Source organism: Paenibacillus glucanolyticus NBRC 15330 (assembly GCF_004000885.1).
Lineage (GTDB): Bacteria > Bacillota > Bacilli > Paenibacillales > Paenibacillaceae > Paenibacillus_AQ > Paenibacillus_AQ glucanolyticus.
Genome location: NZ_BIMC01000021.1, coordinates 101,954 through 117,148, shown reverse-complemented (window position 1 = coordinate 117,148; position 15,195 = coordinate 101,954). Strand labels below are relative to the sequence as shown.

Below are 15,195 nucleotides of genomic sequence, written 5' to 3'. Positions count from 1 at the left end.
GGCCTTGGACCGGTGGGGGCTTAGCGCAGCGCAGAGCGCCGCCGCTGGCGCCGCGCTGCAGTTTTTGGCGGAGCCGCCCGGAGGGGGCTCCGCGGGGCTCGCCCGGTTTCTCATCTGGGCGGTGACCGGGGCCGGAAAGACTGAAATGATCTTTCCGCTTTTGCAGTCTGTTCTGGATGCAGGTGGCCGCGTGTTGGTCGCTGCGCCAAGAAGGGACGTGGTGCTGGAACTCGCCCCCCGTTTATCCAAGGCTTTTCCGGAGGAGGCGGTAGTTACGCTATATGGAGGAAGTCCGGATCGGTGGAAGCCGGGGAGCATCACGCTGGCAACGACGCATCAGCTTCTGCGTTTTAGAGGAGCTTTTGACCTGGTGGTTATCGATGAGATCGATGCCTTCCCTTATCATAATGATCCGATGCTGGATTATGCGGCCAAGGGGGCTTGCAAAGCAGGAGGGAAATATATCTACCTGTCAGCCACCCCGCCAGCGCCGTTGCAGCGGGAGGCGGCAGCAGGCCGTTTGCCTCATGCTAAAGTACCCGCGCGTTTTCATGGTCATCCGCTGCCTGTTCCACAAAAGCTTAAAATTCCCACAGTGAACCGATGCTTGCAAGAAAAGAAGCTTCCCCCGGATTTGGTTCGTAATTTAAGTGCATCTCTTTCCCGCGGCGCTCAGGTGTTCCTGTTTGTATCCCGCATCAAGCATATCGAGCCTTTTCTGGAGCTGCTCCGCAAGGCGATTCCCAATGCACCGATTGAAGGGACATCATCCATCGATCCGAATCGGGCAAGCAAAGTGATGTCCTTCCGCAACCGCGAAATTCGCTTGTTGGTGACAACGACGATACTCGAGCGCGGAGTAACGGTTCCCAAGAGTGATGTGTTTATTTTGGATGCAGACAGCGAGCTTTTTGATGAGGCAGCTTTGATTCAAATGGCTGGTCGCGCGGGTCGATCCAAGGATGATCCGGCAGGGCGGGTGGTATTTGCAGCACCCCAGTGGACTCGATGCCAAAGCTCGGCCGTTCGGCAAATCAAGGCAATGAACCGAATCGCCGGTAAAGGCGGGTATTTACGATCATTCGAGCAATTGTCGAGTGAGTAAGGGAGTAAGAACAGGGGGGATTTTACCCATGGAGTTTTAGGAACTCTAAGCGTATAGGCTGGCGCTGTTTTTGTCGGAATACGGTGACGATGACTGTTGGATGTCTTAAACTGTGAGGGCTGTAGTTTGGAATAAACTTCATGATCTTCAGTTCAGGATTGCTATAGTGATTGTAGAAAGACTGTGCTCTCTGAAGTAACCATCGGATGTTATGCAGTACGGTTGACTAATCAATTGAAAATTCTTGTATCTGTAAATAAATCCAACTTACCATCCCAAAAAGGAGAGGGGCTGTCGTATTTGATGTCAGACGTCTTCGCCAAACTGTTTGGTCATATGCATCGTTTGCTCAAGCCGATGAACGAAACCTGTCTCGCTTGTGGTAAAAGCGCTTCTCTTGCTCGAGAGCTTCCAGGGATATGCTATGGCTGTTCCAGGCAAATCCCTTGGATCGTTAACCCCCGATGCCTGCAATGCGGACGAGGGATTGGTTGTCCAGACTGCAATAGGTTTGGAATGAGCATGAGCAAAAGAAGTTTTATTTTGAACCGAAGTGCGGTGACCTACGATGCGCAGATGAGGGAGTGGTTAGCACAGTATAAATATCGTGGGAACGAGCGTTACGCTCCGCTTTTGGCAGAAATGCTGCTGCGCGCATATGCCTTGCTTCATAGGGAAACGAATATTCATTTACATAAAAGGGGATTAAAGAACCCTCGAGCCGAATCATGGAACATACATGCCATCACCTCGGTTCCGGTAAGTGAGGAAAGGCTTCGAGAGAGGGGATTCAACCAGGCTGAAGTACTTGCCCATGGGCTTGCGTTTCGAATAAAGCTTCCTTATGTCCGGCTGCTGGAGCGGAAGCGCCACACGGATAAGCAGAGTTTCAAGAGCCGGATGGATCGGCTCAAGGATATGGAAGGGGTGTTCGGTGCAGTGCAGCACGTACCGGATGTGCTAGGGGCCATAAACAGGCAGGCCGCCAATCGCATCCCTTCTCCAGCTGGAACCTCGCATTCCCGTATGAAAGGTCCCTTTCGTATACTTTTGGTAGACGATATCTACACAACAGGAAGTACGATTAACGCTTGCGCAGAGGTTTTACGGAGTTATGAAGCAAACCTGGGGATGCCGATAGAGATCTACAGTTTAACCTGGGCCCGCTCGTAAATACCGGAAATCAGAAAAATGTGTGGATTCTCTTTTTGAACGATAGACGTAAGGCCTAAGATAAGGTAATCTAGGGGTATCAAAGGTTCTATGTGGCATGGAGGTTGTTGAGCATGAATCTGGGGAATTGCCCTCGGTGCGGCAAGTTATATACCGTTAATATTCGGGAAATGTGTCAGGATTGCATGAAGGTTATTGAAAAAGAATACGAGAAATGCGCAACCTTCCTTCGTGAGCAAAGAGGTGCTACCATTCACGAGGTCTCTGAGGCTACGGAAGTATCCATGAGGCAGATTACGAAGTTTATCAAGGAAGGCCGGATCTCGATTGCGAACGCGCCCAACATGGCTTACCCTTGCGAAGTATGCGGGACGTTGATTCGTGAGAGCAACATGTGCGAGTCCTGCCGGACGCGATTAACGAGAGAACTTAGGCAGGCGGCTGCAGGAGACCAGGAACATCAGCCTGGGTCCGGAAAAGATAGAGAGACTTACCGCGCAGTAGATAAACTGCGCAAATACTAACTTTTGAACTATTAACAATGTTTCATATCCGACCGATAAACTTAGTAAAGCTTATCGGTCTTTTATTTTAAGTGAGGTGATTTGACGTGAAGATTAACGAATCGGGACGTGTGAACGGCATCAATTCGTATCAACGGAATATTGAATCTCGGGAGATGCAGCACATCGATAAGAAGAAGCGCCGCAAGGATGAAGTATCTATCTCACCGGAGGCGATGGAACTGAGTGCACAGAGTAAAGTACAGGATCCGGAGCGCGCGGAGAAAATTCAGCGTTTGAAGGAATCCGTAGCTAATGGTACTTATGGGGTGCCCGTCGACCGTTTGGCGGACAAATTGCTCCCGTATTTTCAATCCTACAATAAATCAGGTGAGTCCAAGTGAGTGCTAGAACCATTATCGAATATATGAAGCGTCAGGATGAGCTGCATGAGCAGCTCATAGAGGCAGGGAAAGATAAAAGGCAAGCCATTTTGGATAATGATGTGGAACGTCTTACAGCGGTCATGACCAAGGAGAACCGCCTGCTGAAGCAGGTGGCGGAAACGGAAGCACTGCGTCAAGGCGCCGCAGATGATTTTTTGCGTGAGAAGGGCATCCGCTCCCAGCTTCAGCTGACGGTTACCGAAATGACTCGTCTTGTATTTAATCCGGATGAAAAAACAGAGCTGCAGGATGTGCAGGAGCAATTAATGGACAGGCTCATGGAACTCAAGGAACTGAATGCCATCAACCGCGAGTTGATCGAACAGTCCCTGGCGTTCATTGACTACAGTTTGAATCTGTTAGTCAGCCGTCCGGAGGATGATTTGCTATATCAACATCCGAAGCATCAAAATCCGGCCGGCAAAGGCCGAAGCATGTTTGATACCAGGGCATAAGCAGAAAGGAAAATGTACGATGAGATCTACATTTCATTTGCTCGAAATCGGAAAGAGGGGCTTGATTGCCCAGCAAGCTGCGATTAACACAGCTGGTCATAACGTTACGAATGCTAATACGCCGGGTTACTCTCGTCAGACCACACGCTTGGTTGCGGCCAATCCTATCGCTTTTCCAGGAATGCAGCGTTCCCAAGCGGCCGGTCAGCTCGGGATGGGTGTCGAGGCAGATAGTATCAGACGGGTGCGGGATTTCCTGCTGGATATCGAGTACCGCAACCAGAATACCAATCTGTCGACGTGGAGCGTACAGCAAGAGACGCTTTCGAATATTGAGGGGATTTTTAATGAGCCTTCCGACAGCAGTTTGAGCGCAAGCATTGCGGAGTTCTGGACCGCCTGGCAGACATTGAGCAAAAACCCGAGTGATACCGATTTGTCGGCCCGTATGGCAGTTCAGCAGAAAGCTATCGCATTGACCGAGACGTTTAACCATATATATTCCCAGCTGGACACGCTCAGCAATAATCTGACTTCTCGTATTGACACTAAGGTTGCTGAAGCCAACAATTATATCGACCAAGTTGCAGAATTAACCCAGAGTATTAAACGGATTGAGGGTCTTGGCGATAACGCGAACGATATGCGCGACAAGCGGGACCTGCTGATTGATCAGCTCTCCTTGCTTGGGAACGTGAATGTAACCGAGACCGGGGATGTCTATCAAGTGACGTTTGGTAATCAGGTAGTGGTGGACGATATGACCTCCACGCCGATTACGAATGCCATAGCGGGGACATTAACCGGTGGAGAAATTGCTGGATATGTAACCTCCCGAGATGTGCACGTTCAAGGGTATATCACCCAGTTGAATATTATGGCCAACACATTGGCTACCGGAAAAGTAGAAGTTACCCTGCCGGCTGGAACGATTCTTCCTCCAGGCGTGAACATTCCGAATGCGGTAATGGATGCGAATAATCCTCGTAAACTTGCGGTGGATACCAAGCATACTGTAGACGGACTTAACGGATTACATAAACTCGGTTACACCTTGAACGAACCTGCTACTACAGGAAGTGACTTCTTTGTATCTGCCAATGGAGGTCCAATTACAGCAGGGAATATGAGGCTCAGTCAGAATATCCAATCCGATTTGAAAAACATCGGTGCGTCCTTACGGACCGAAATGAAAACAAATCCGGATGGAACAACATCCGAGGTGGTCCTGAAAGGTAACGGCGGCATGGCGCTTCTGATTGCCGGCTTGTCTGAACGTACATTTAGTTTTAATCCAAACAACAGCAACGGTGCAGTAACGGATATTACGAATTTTGAAGGATATCTCCAGTCTGTTATCTCCAAATTAGGTACGGATAGCAGCAACGCCATTAAGATGGTGGAGAACGGTACACTGCTGGTGGAACATGCAGATACACTCCGTCTATCCATTAGCAGTGTGTCACTGGATGAGGAAATGTCCGATCTTATCCGCTTCCAGCATGCATACAGCGCATCTTCACGTGTAGTTACTACCATCGACGAGATGCTGGACAAATTAATTAACGGTACCGGCATCGTCGGCAGATAGGAGGAGTAAATTGTGCGCATAACCCAATCTATGATGACCAGCTCCATGATGAGTGGTCTCCAAGGCAACTATCGCAGACTGGATAAATACCAGGAACAAATGATGACCCAGCGCCGTATTAACCGTCCTTCCGACGATCCGGTCGGTGTAGCCGCTGCTCTCCAATACCGTGGCCAGATCACGGCAACAACGCAGTTTGAGCAAAATGCGGAGGATGCAGACTCGTGGCTTAAATATGGGGATACCGTCATGACGGAAGTCACACAGATCATCCAAAAGCTTTCAGAACTTGCGGTGCAGGGTGGAACAGACACGGTTCCCGCAGATGCTCGGGAGAATATTGCTGCAGAAGTAGAACAGTTATATCAACAGCTTGTTTCCCTTGGCAATTCGCAATTCAAGGGGAAATATATTTTCAACGGTGAGAGAACCGATGAGAAGCCATTTCCTGATGATCCAACACAAACTGCTTATGCCCTGGATAATGGTGAAGTGAGGTATCAAGTTGGTGCTGGAATCACGGTGTCTGTGAATACACCTGGAGAGCAAGTGTTTGGTGCATTTGGAGATGCGTCTGGGATATTTGTAGTTGTTGATAATTTTAAGAAGGCATTGTTGGCTAATGACACGACTGCTATACAGAATTCCATTACAAATCTCCAGAAGAATCTGGAGACAACCATTACTGCTCAAGCTGAAATGGGTGGAAAACAAAATCGACTTGAGTTCACGCTAAGTCGGTTGGGTGATTTAAATATTAATTATATGGACCTGCAATCGAAAATAGAGGATGCGGATATATCTAAGGTTATTATTGATTTAAAAACTTCGGAGAGTGTATATCAGGCATCATTGGATACGATGGCTCGCATCATTCGACCTAGTTTACTTGATTTTTTGAGATAGGGGTGGTTAGATGAATATCCCTCGAATTCAGATTCAACAGGGTTATTCCCAGGTTGGTCTGCAAACCTCAAAAGGACAGCAAAGCATTGAGCAGTCTCGCCCCGTGCTTAATATGTCACAAAAACAGGCGTCTTTAGAAATGAAACAATCCAATGGTAAGTTGGAGATTGATTCGCGTAAAGCTTGGTCTGCGCTTGGAAAGGCTAGATTTGAAGAGGTGACTGATAGGATTGCTCAAGTGTCGCTTCAGATCTCTATGGAGAATATTGCAGAGATGGCTCAAAACGGAGATCGGATGATGGCTTTTCATAAGGGGGGCAATGTATTTGCAGATATAGCTCGGCAAAATGCATTTAAAGAACGCCCTATAGAAATCGCGGGAGAACCTAACTATGACAACGTGGATGTGACGTATAATCCGGGTCAGGTACAAGTAGAGTATATCCCAGGTAATGTTAATATTAATCCTGAGGTTCATAAACCTGTAATTGATTATTATCCTGGTAAGGTGAATCCATATCTTATCAGACAAAACTTTATATTTATGTCGGCTACAGGCAGACAACTGGATGCAGTGGTCTAGTGTAGCAGCTACAATAGCTATAATGAGAATTCATTATAGCTATTATTGTTAGACGAGGAGGAATATTAATGTTTATACTCACCAAAAGATTTGGTCGAATTGAAATAGAAGAGAAGCAGGTCATATCATTTACAGGACCTATATTGGGGTTTACAGAATCAAAGTATGTAGTTTTGCATCAGAAGGATGATGAGAATCCCTTTGATTTTTTACAATCGACTGAAAATGAGAATTTGACTTTTATTGTAATAAATCCATTTCATTTTTTTGAGGATTATGAAGTTAATATTGATTCTCAATGGTTAGAGTCTTTGGACATCCAGAATGATAAGGATGTTGATATATTGGTTATTGTTACAGTTCGCAATGCTGAGGATATAACCTGTAATTTGAAGGCTCCAATTTTGTTGAACAATAAAAATCAACTTGCAGCACAGATTATCTTGGATCATAGTGAATATTCTACTCGACATCCATTGTTTGAAAAAGCGAAAGGGGAAGGTAGCAATGCTGATCCTATCGAGGAATAAAGGCCAGAAAATAATGCTAAACGATAACATTATACTTTCAGTTATCGAAATAAACGGCGATCAAGTAAGAATTGGGATTGAAGCGCCCCCAAACGTAACTATATACCGTGAAGAAATCTATGACGCGATACAGCGTCAAAATAAAGATGCGGTTGAATTTACTGAGGATATACATAATATCCTCCAGAAGGTCACGACACAAAAGAATAAATAATTTTTATTGAAATTAATAATTTGCTATAAACATAATCAGTTGAACGCCGATATATATAATATGGTTCGGTAGACATAGTAGTGACGGCCGCATGCTATGTTCCGATCACAATAGGGTGAAGCAAGGATGCAATCACCAACACATTCCAAGGAGGAATTTTCACATGCGTATTAACCACAATATCAGTTCTTACAACACACAGCGTCAACTGACTTTTAACAACACACAACAAGGCAAATCTTTAGAGAAGTTGTCTTCAGGTTACAGAATCAACCGTGCCGCTGATGATGCTGCAGGTCTTGCAATCTCTGAGAAAATGCGTAACCAAATCCGTGGTTTGGAACAAGCTAACAAGAATGCTCTGGATGGTATCTCTCTGATCCAAGTAGCAGAAGGTGCATTGAATGAAACTCATGCTATGCTGCAACGTATGGCTGAATTGTATGTTCAAGGTGGTAACGAGACCCTGACTACTTCTGATGCAGATAAGATTGACTCTGAAATTGCCCAATTGTCTGCTCAAATCGACAGCATTGCTACCCAAACTCAATTCAACGGTAAAAAACTAATTGCTGCTGACGTAACTGGTAACCTTACTTTCCAAGTAGGAGCGAACGCGGGGGAAACAATTACTGTTGCTTTGCAAAAAGCTGATGCTGCAACACTTGGTGTTGACTTTACTTCATTAGGTTCTTTGGCTACTACTCCTACCAATGCCACGGCTAACGCAGCATTGACTAAAGTTCAGGATGCCATTAACGATGTATCCAAAATCCGTTCTGATCTGGGTGCTGTTCAAAATCGTCTCGAGCATACAGTCAACAACCTGGGTACAACTGCAGAGAACTTGCAGGCTGCAGAATCCCGCATTCGTGACGTAGATATGGCTAAAGAAATGAGCACATTTACGAAGAATAATATCTTGCAACAAGCAGCTACAGCTATGTTGGCGCAAGCTAATCAACAACCTCAAGGTGTACTGCAATTGCTTCGCTAATCTCTTAATTAGGATGGGCCGGCCGGTTTTCCGGCTGGCTTTTTAATATTTTACTGGAGGGAATAGATATGAGAATATCAGGGGATTCAACCCAGCCTTCCTTTTCTTCTTATAGACGCTCGGAGAATAAAATTCCAAATCAGGTGGCAGAGCATCAACAATTGGATACTGTTAGTGTAGATGCTGGCCTATTTCAGGACAAGGAATTAAATCAGCTTGTGGAAAAGTACAACCAAACGCTGCAAGAGAATGGGACTGCGTTGAAGTTTAGTATACATGACAAAACTCGCTCAATTGTTGTTAAGGTCGTTGATATCAAGACAGAAGAAGTACTAAGGGAAATCCCTCCTGAGAAAATTATTGATTTGGTTTATAACCTGTGTGAGAATTTGGGGATTTTTATTGATAAAAAAGCATGAAAGGGGTTGAATTTAAAAGATGAGCAACATTTCCAGTCTTTACAACCCGATAAGGTATACAGGTTTAAGCTCTGGTATGGATATCGATAACATTGTCAAAAATCTAATGCAGGTTGAGCGTCTGCCTCTTCAAAAGTTAACACGTCAAAAAATCAGTTTAATCTGGCAACGCGAGGATTATCGTACTATGAATACGGCTTTAACCTCATTTCGAAAAGCGGCTGAAGGTTTGCGTTTTGGTAGTTCTTTCGAGACGAAGCAAGTCGTATCAAGTAATCCAAATGCTGTGGACGTTACTGGATCTAGCGGCGCCTCCGAGGGGTTTAATACAATTAAGGTGTTGAATCTAGCAACTTCTGCATCACTTACTGGCAAAGCATTAGCTGCAGACACTAAGACTGACGCGGTAGTGAATACAGGTGGAGATATCACCATTAAGGGACCAAAGGGTACTTCCACAACAATATCGATAACATCTGGAAGCTCATCCATAGATTCTATCATTAAAGACATTAATGCTCAAACAACGGTAACTGGTGTAAAAGCTAACTATGATACCAATACTAAGAGACTTTTTCTGACCACCGATGTTACAGGCGTTAAGTCGGAGATTACTGTCACTGATAATAGCAATGCCTTTAAATCGATATTTAATATGGATTCATTAACAAGTAATGGTATTAATGCGAAATTTGAATTTAACGATGCTGTAGGTGTTAATGCGCTTGAGAGTGAAACGAACAATTTCACATTAAACGGACTCACCATAAATTTAAAAGCTCCGACAACAGAACCTGTTTCTGTTACGGTATCGAAATCTAACACAGTTGTGTTCGATAAGATCAAAGAGTTCGTTAATCAATACAATACCATCGTAGATCAGTTTCAATCAGTGACCAGCACAAAGAAAGACCGTTCCTATCAGCCACTTCTGGATGAAGAAAAATCACAAATGACAGATAAGCAAATCGAACAATGGGAGGCAAAAGCTCGTCAAGGATCACTTTATAATGATTCGACATTAAAGGGAGCGCTGGATGAATTCCGTGTTGCATTCCGGGAACCGTTAGAAGGGTCTACTTATAAGTTCCTTAGTGAGATAGGAATAAAGGTAATGTCCGACCCCAGGCATAATGGTAAATTAGAAATTGATGAAGAAAAGTTAAAGAAGGCATTAACAACGAATCCAGATGCAGTTAAAGATTTATTTACTAAGCCTTCCAGTACTGTTGGTGATACGGCTGAAAATAAAAAACAACGATTATCAGAGCTTGGTTTTGCAGAAAGATTATACGAATCAATTAATAATCAAATAAACAAGATTAACAAAAGAATTGGGATGGGATCCGTAGAGTCAATTGATGATAGTATTCTAGGTAAGGATTTGAAAAGAATTAACGAGCGTGTGTCAGATTTGCAACGTCGATTAACAGACGTTGAGAACCGCCATTATAAGAAATTTACTATGATGGAACAAGCCTTGCAAAAATTAAATAATCAAGGTTCATGGCTATCTTCGCAGCTTTCATCATTGTAACAAAGAATAATAGTAAAGAATGGAATGATAGAACTTATGCAAACTAACATACAAGATAAGTATTTAAAGGTTCAGGTTGAGACAGCTTCACCAGGAGAACTCACTCATCTATTGTATCAAGAGCTGGTTCGTACTTTAATGAGAGCTCGACAAATGGTTATCCAAAAGGATTATCAAATAAGTAATGAGCTTCTCCATAAGGGTAGAAGCATTTTATTTGAACTCATGTCTACTCTGGATATGAAATACGATATTTCAAAAGACTTGTATGCGTTGTATGAGTTCTACGCCAAGTGTATAGCTGAAGTTATTATTAATCATGAAATCGATATGCTAGATGAAGTGATTGATTTTGCAAAGGGTATGTATGAAACATGGAAACAAGCGCTCCAGATTGTAAAAGGCGGGAGTGCAGAATGAGTGAGAATGTGCTGGAATTACTTCAGAGATTGAAAGAGCTCTATATGGATGTAATGAAGGGGGATTCTCTCGAAATTTATTCAACCCGCCAGAATGAAATGGATGCGTTATTTACTCTTATTCAAGACCATCAAATGGATGATAATGCGAAACCTCTTTTACAGGAATTGGAGCTGATTAATAGATTGTTGGTTCAGCAAATCACCTCTGAAAGAGAGATTTTAGCTCAGGAGCGAAGATCATTTGAAAGACAAAAAGCTGGTGTCGAACAATATTCCAGCTTCGCCGTAAAGCAGCATGAGTCTTATTTTATCGATAAGAGAAGTTGAAGAAAATTAAATATAGGAGGAACGCAAGTGAAGAAACAGGCAAGCAAATTAACTTCTTTGTTCTTAGTGCTTTTTATACTGATGGGTATATATCCGTTAGGAGCTCAAGCTGCTGAAAATTATGTATCCGTAACCAAATCGGTTAGTCCTACAACGATAACTACTGAAGAAGAAACATTAGTGACCCTAAATATTAAAGGTACACCCCCAGTAAATGTTATCAGGCCGAATGATGTGATTTTAATTATTGATAGATCGGGTAGTATGAATGACGAGAATAAAATGCAGAGTGCAATTAATTCTGCCAAAGGGTTCATAGATCTTATGGACTTAAGCAAACATAAAGTAGGTATAGTGGACTATAGCTCTGCTAACAATATTAGCTCATTTCCCCTTAGTACTGACAAAGAGGCCGTTAAGAACTATGTGAATGGTTTAAGAGCAAACGGAGGGACAGCAACAGGAGATGCTATTAAAAAGGCAAGGGAGTTGTTGGTTAATCACCGTCCGGATGCTCAGCCGGTTATTGTTTTGCTAACGGATGGCGATGCAACAGAGCCTAATGGAAATGCATATAACTATGCGCTTACGAATTCTAATGAGGCCAAACAAGAAGGCATAGTTTTTTATACGATTGCTCTTCTTAATACCAATGCCAACCCAGATACTAGTGGCCCTAACTTACTTCTGAAACAAATGGCCACCACCTCACATCATCACCATTTTGTACTTGGATCTGTAGGGTTAGGAGATATTTATGCAGCTATTGTCCAAGAAATTGGTTTAGCTAGTGCTTATGATGTTGTGGTTAATGATATCGTTTCTCCTCAATTTGAGATTGTTCCAGGGTCATATGATACCAATATTCCGAAGCCAATAGTGAATGGGAATACATTGAGATGGGACTTTTTAGAACTTAAAACGGACACGTTGACATTTACTTATAAAATTCGTCATAAATCAGACCAACCAGTAGGTACATTTAGAGTTTCGACTCCAGATTCTTCTATAATATATAAAGACTATACTGGAACAGAAAGAAAGATTAATGTACCAACTGAGAATGTTACCGTTACATACCCGAAACCAACTTTAAATAAGATTGAACCAGAGTCCGGACATGTTAACGGCGGTGAATCTGTCGTGATTACTGGAACAAATTTTAGACCGAATCCAATTGTGAAGTTTGGAGTGGCTAATGCTTTAAATATCCAATATATTAGTCCGACAGAAATTCGTGTTGAGGCACCGGCGGGTAATCAAGGCACAGTTGATCTTACCGTAATGAACGAAGATAGACAACAGGTACAAGCAAAGTATCTGTACTATGCTGATCCTATTGTAACAGCCATAACCCCTTCTAGTGGAGCGATGGGTGGAGGAGAGAAAGTAACAATTTCTGGTCAGTATTTCCTGAATGGTCTAAAAGTAAAAATCGGGGAAAATGAAGCCAAATCCGTGATATATAAAAGTAGCACGAGTTTGACAGTTACTGTGCCAAAATCTTCGTTAGCAGGATCAGTGGATGTCAAAATTGAAAATCCTGATGGTAGAAGTGTCACAGTTCAAAATGGTTATACTTATATTGCTCCTTTAAAGCCAACAATAGAAAGTCTATCACCAAATCAAGGCCAGCTTGTAGGTGGTGAAAATGTTGTTCTAAAAGGAACGAATATTGAGGCTGGTGCAAAACTTTATTTTAATGATGTATTGGTTAATTTGTCAATTGTAGATAACACTGAGGCTAGATTTCGTGCACCAGCCTGGTCTGTAGCAGAGAAAATCAATGTGCGATTAGTTAACCTAAGTGGAGAAGAGGCATTGCTTCCGGAAGGGTATACCTACTTGAAGCCACCTGCACCTCCAGCACCAACAATTGAAAAAGTGACTCCAAATAGTGGTCAACTGAAAGGCAACGAACTGGTAACCTTGACAGGTACTAATATTAAGACAGGTGCTAAATTGTTTTTTAATGATGTTGAGGTAGGAGCTACAGTTGTTTCAGAAACTGAAATGCGTTTCCGTACTCCAGCATGGGCTGTTGTTGAAGCAGTAGATATTAAAGTTATTAACCCTGATCTTCAAGAGGCATCATTGGTCAAAGGATATAACTATCTGTCACCTCCAGGACCAGAATTGACCAGCCTAACACCTAATGAAGGTTTAATCGAGGGTGGCTTGAATGTATCGATTAAAGGGTCCAATTTTGTTAATGGAGCAAGAGTATACTTCAATACTAAAGAGATCTCGACTACATTTGTTTCAGATACTGAGCTCAAGATTAAGACTCCAGCATGGAGCACTGATGAGATAGTGAGTGTGAGTATCGTGAATCCAGATGGGCAAGAGGTTTTACTGAGTGATGGATTTACTTATATTAAACCAGTTTTACCAGAGGGACCGGCTATAACAGCAATCACACCTAATCAAGGGGAAATCAAAGGAAGTGACTTAATTACTGTAACAGGTACAAATTTTGTCGCTGGCTCAAAAGTTTTTCTGAATGATATCGAAATCTCGACATCTTATACCTCTAGTACAGAACTAAGATTTCGTACACCAGCCTGGCCGATTGCTGAAACAGTAGATGTTAAGGTTGTGAGTCCTAATAAACAGGAGGCAATAGTTGTTAAGGGTTTCACTTATACAGAGCCAGCTAAAGCTCCAGCACCTACATTGACAAGCGTTAGCCCAAGTAAAGCCCTCACTACTGGTGGAGATTTAATTTCAGTAACCGGTAGTAATTTTGTCAATGGTGCTAAAATCTATCTAAATGATACTCTATTATCGGCTTCGTTTGTTTCGAATACAACATTGAGATTCAGAACTCCGGCATGGAACCTTGCTGAGATTGTAGATGTTAAGGTAGTGAATCCCGATGGAGGAGAAGCTATTTTAGTAGATGGATTTACTTTCGAAAAGCCTGTAATTAATCCTCCAAAAATAACGAGTGTGGATCCGAATACAAGCCTGCTGACTGGTGGTACATTGGTGTACATCAACGGAAGTGATTATAAGGCAGGTGTGAAACTGTATTTGAATAGTACAGAGGTGCCAGTTTCCTTACTGTCTGATAAAATGTTGCGTTTCCGTGCCCCTGTGTGGTCTGTTGCCGAAACAGTTGATTTGAAGGTTGTAAATCCAGATCTTCAGGAAGCTGTGGCAACACAAGCATTTTCATTCACGGAACCTCCGAAGCCGGCAGCACCTACTATAGCTAGTATTAGTCCAAATACCGGTCCATTAGATGGAAACAACTATGTATATATCAAGGGTGAACATTATCAGGCAGGTGTAAAAGTGACCTTTGGAAGTGTAGAAGCTAAAAATGTTACATTGCTTGATGCTGCTCAAATCCGTGTATTGGCTCCAGCTGTAAGTAATATCGGTTCTGTTGATGTTAAAGTAACAAATCCAGATGGACAGTTTGCGATTGTTTCGAGTGGTTACACTTATCAGGAAACACCGATTACGATAAGCAGCATTTCGCCAAATAAGGGACCATTAGCTGGAGGTCAACTAGTTTATATTTATGGCTCGAATTTTAAAACAGGGATGACGATGCAAGTGGATGGTAAGTCTCAAACATTTGAACTGTTAGGTGCTGGTTCGATTCGTTTCAGATCACCAGCAGGTACAAGTGCTGGCGATGTTCCAATTGTATTGACAAGTGCTGGCGGTGTAACAGTTTCTACTACTTACACTTATGAGGCCCCACCACAACTCCCAGCTCCTACAATAACGTCAATTAGTCCTGACCGTGGGCCGTTGTCAGGAGGAGCTCTTGTATATGTGTATGGAAGTAATTTCCGTGCAGGTATCACTGCAACCTGGGGGGGAACGAATTTGGCCGTTTCGTATCTTAGTACTGGATCCATTCGATTTAGAGTGCCGGCAGGGACCGTTCCTGGACCTGTCGAACTCAAGCTAACCAACACAGATCAACAGTCAGTATCTATTAATTACACTTATGAATAATCCATTAAG

16 protein-coding genes are annotated in these 15,195 nt (G+C 43.2%); all 16 read left to right on the top strand.

What is annotated here, in order from left to right:
• Positions 1 to 1,105, top strand: a 1,105-nt coding sequence (locus PGL02S_RS23495) for a helicase-related protein (RefSeq protein WP_255308664.1), incomplete at its 5' end; no start/stop codon positions are given.
• Positions 1,106 to 1,627: 522 nt separating this feature from the next.
• On the top strand, positions 1,628 to 2,278 hold the full coding sequence (locus PGL02S_RS23490) for a ComF family protein (protein WP_235187355.1): 651 nt from the start codon (positions 1,628 to 1,630) through the stop codon (positions 2,276 to 2,278).
• 113 nt (positions 2,279 to 2,391) lie between these two features.
• The gene (locus PGL02S_RS23485; protein WP_006213059.1) at positions 2,392 to 2,802 is read left to right on the top strand and encodes a TIGR03826 family flagellar region protein; all 411 of its coding nucleotides are present in this window, start codon (positions 2,392 to 2,394) and stop codon (positions 2,800 to 2,802) included.
• Positions 2,803 to 2,888: 86 nt separating this feature from the next.
• Positions 2,889 to 3,185, top strand: a complete 297-nt coding sequence (flgM, locus tag PGL02S_RS23480) for a flagellar biosynthesis anti-sigma factor FlgM (protein WP_036639913.1) — start codon at positions 2,889 to 2,891, stop codon at positions 3,183 to 3,185.
• The gene (locus tag PGL02S_RS23475) at positions 3,182 to 3,682 is read left to right on the top strand and encodes a flagellar protein FlgN (protein WP_006213057.1); all 501 of its coding nucleotides are present in this window, start codon (positions 3,182 to 3,184) and stop codon (positions 3,680 to 3,682) included. The genes flgM and PGL02S_RS23475 overlap by 4 nt, the downstream gene beginning before the upstream one ends.
• 19 nt (positions 3,683 to 3,701) lie before the next feature.
• Complete coding sequence (gene flgK, locus PGL02S_RS23470) at positions 3,702 to 5,273, top strand: flagellar hook-associated protein FlgK (protein WP_036639911.1); 1,572 nt, start codon at positions 3,702 to 3,704, stop codon at positions 5,271 to 5,273.
• 12 nt (positions 5,274 to 5,285) lie between these two features.
• Positions 5,286 to 6,179, top strand: a complete 894-nt coding sequence (flgL, locus tag PGL02S_RS23465; protein ID WP_036639909.1) for a flagellar hook-associated protein FlgL — start codon at positions 5,286 to 5,288, stop codon at positions 6,177 to 6,179.
• Between the two features lie 10 nt (positions 6,180 to 6,189).
• Entirely contained in the window at positions 6,190 to 6,762 is a 573-nt protein-coding gene (locus tag PGL02S_RS23460) for a DUF6470 family protein (RefSeq protein WP_006213054.1), read from the top strand.
• A gap of 68 nt (positions 6,763 to 6,830) precedes the next feature.
• The gene (fliW, locus tag PGL02S_RS23455; protein WP_006213053.1) at positions 6,831 to 7,292 is read left to right on the top strand and encodes a flagellar assembly protein FliW; all 462 of its coding nucleotides are present in this window, start codon (positions 6,831 to 6,833) and stop codon (positions 7,290 to 7,292) included.
• Complete coding sequence (csrA, locus tag PGL02S_RS23450; RefSeq protein ID WP_006213052.1) at positions 7,270 to 7,506, top strand: carbon storage regulator CsrA; 237 nt, start codon at positions 7,270 to 7,272, stop codon at positions 7,504 to 7,506. Before fliW ends, csrA begins: the two co-directional genes overlap by 23 nt.
• 163 nt (positions 7,507 to 7,669) lie before the next feature.
• Positions 7,670 to 8,503 carry a flagellin N-terminal helical domain-containing protein gene (locus PGL02S_RS23445; RefSeq protein WP_006213051.1) on the top strand — a complete coding sequence of 278 codons (834 nt, stop codon included), beginning with the start codon at positions 7,670 to 7,672 and terminating at the stop codon, positions 8,501 to 8,503.
• A 68-nt stretch (positions 8,504 to 8,571) separates the two neighbouring features.
• Positions 8,572 to 8,922 (top strand): flagellar protein FlaG, encoded by a 351-nt coding sequence (locus PGL02S_RS23440; protein ID WP_006213050.1) that lies wholly within the window; start codon positions 8,572 to 8,574, stop codon positions 8,920 to 8,922.
• A 19-nt stretch (positions 8,923 to 8,941) separates the two neighbouring features.
• Positions 8,942 to 10,459, top strand: coding sequence for a flagellar filament capping protein FliD (gene fliD, locus PGL02S_RS23435; protein ID WP_006213049.1), 1,518 nt, complete (start codon positions 8,942 to 8,944; stop codon positions 10,457 to 10,459).
• Positions 10,460 to 10,495: 36 nt separating this feature from the next.
• A complete protein-coding gene (fliS, locus tag PGL02S_RS23430; protein WP_006213048.1) occupies positions 10,496 to 10,879 on the top strand; it encodes a flagellar export chaperone FliS in 384 nt (127 codons plus the stop codon).
• Positions 10,876 to 11,208: a hypothetical protein gene (locus PGL02S_RS23425; protein ID WP_006213047.1), complete on the top strand. Its 333-nt coding sequence runs from the start codon at positions 10,876 to 10,878 to the stop codon at positions 11,206 to 11,208. The genes fliS and PGL02S_RS23425 overlap by 4 nt, the downstream gene beginning before the upstream one ends.
• Before the next feature lie 27 nt (positions 11,209 to 11,235).
• On the top strand, positions 11,236 to 15,186 hold the full coding sequence (locus tag PGL02S_RS23420; RefSeq protein WP_006213046.1) for an IPT/TIG domain-containing protein: 3,951 nt from the start codon (positions 11,236 to 11,238) through the stop codon (positions 15,184 to 15,186).
• Positions 15,187 to 15,195: the final 9 nt, after the last annotated feature.

Excerpts from the sequence above, each read along its gene's own strand:
- PGL02S_RS23490 (WP_235187355.1), top strand. The coding sequence starts at position 1,628 with ATGAGCAAAAGAAGTTTTATTTTGAACCGAAGTGCGGTGACCTACGAT.
- PGL02S_RS23485 (WP_006213059.1), top strand. The coding sequence starts at position 2,392 with ATGAATCTGGGGAATTGCCCTCGGTGCGGCAAGTTATATACCGTTAAT.
- flgK (WP_036639911.1), top strand. The coding sequence starts at position 3,702 with ATGAGATCTACATTTCATTTGCTCGAAATCGGAAAGAGGGGCTTGATT.
- PGL02S_RS23460 (WP_006213054.1), top strand. The coding sequence starts at position 6,190 with ATGAATATCCCTCGAATTCAGATTCAACAGGGTTATTCCCAGGTTGGT.
- fliW (WP_006213053.1), top strand. The coding sequence starts at position 6,831 with ATGTTTATACTCACCAAAAGATTTGGTCGAATTGAAATAGAAGAGAAG.
- csrA (WP_006213052.1), top strand. The coding sequence starts at position 7,270 with ATGCTGATCCTATCGAGGAATAAAGGCCAGAAAATAATGCTAAACGAT.
- PGL02S_RS23445 (WP_006213051.1), top strand. The coding sequence starts at position 7,670 with ATGCGTATTAACCACAATATCAGTTCTTACAACACACAGCGTCAACTG.
- PGL02S_RS23440 (WP_006213050.1), top strand. The coding sequence starts at position 8,572 with ATGAGAATATCAGGGGATTCAACCCAGCCTTCCTTTTCTTCTTATAGA.
- fliD (WP_006213049.1), top strand. The coding sequence starts at position 8,942 with ATGAGCAACATTTCCAGTCTTTACAACCCGATAAGGTATACAGGTTTA.
- fliS (WP_006213048.1), top strand. The coding sequence starts at position 10,496 with ATGCAAACTAACATACAAGATAAGTATTTAAAGGTTCAGGTTGAGACA.
- PGL02S_RS23425 (WP_006213047.1), top strand. The coding sequence starts at position 10,876 with ATGAGTGAGAATGTGCTGGAATTACTTCAGAGATTGAAAGAGCTCTAT.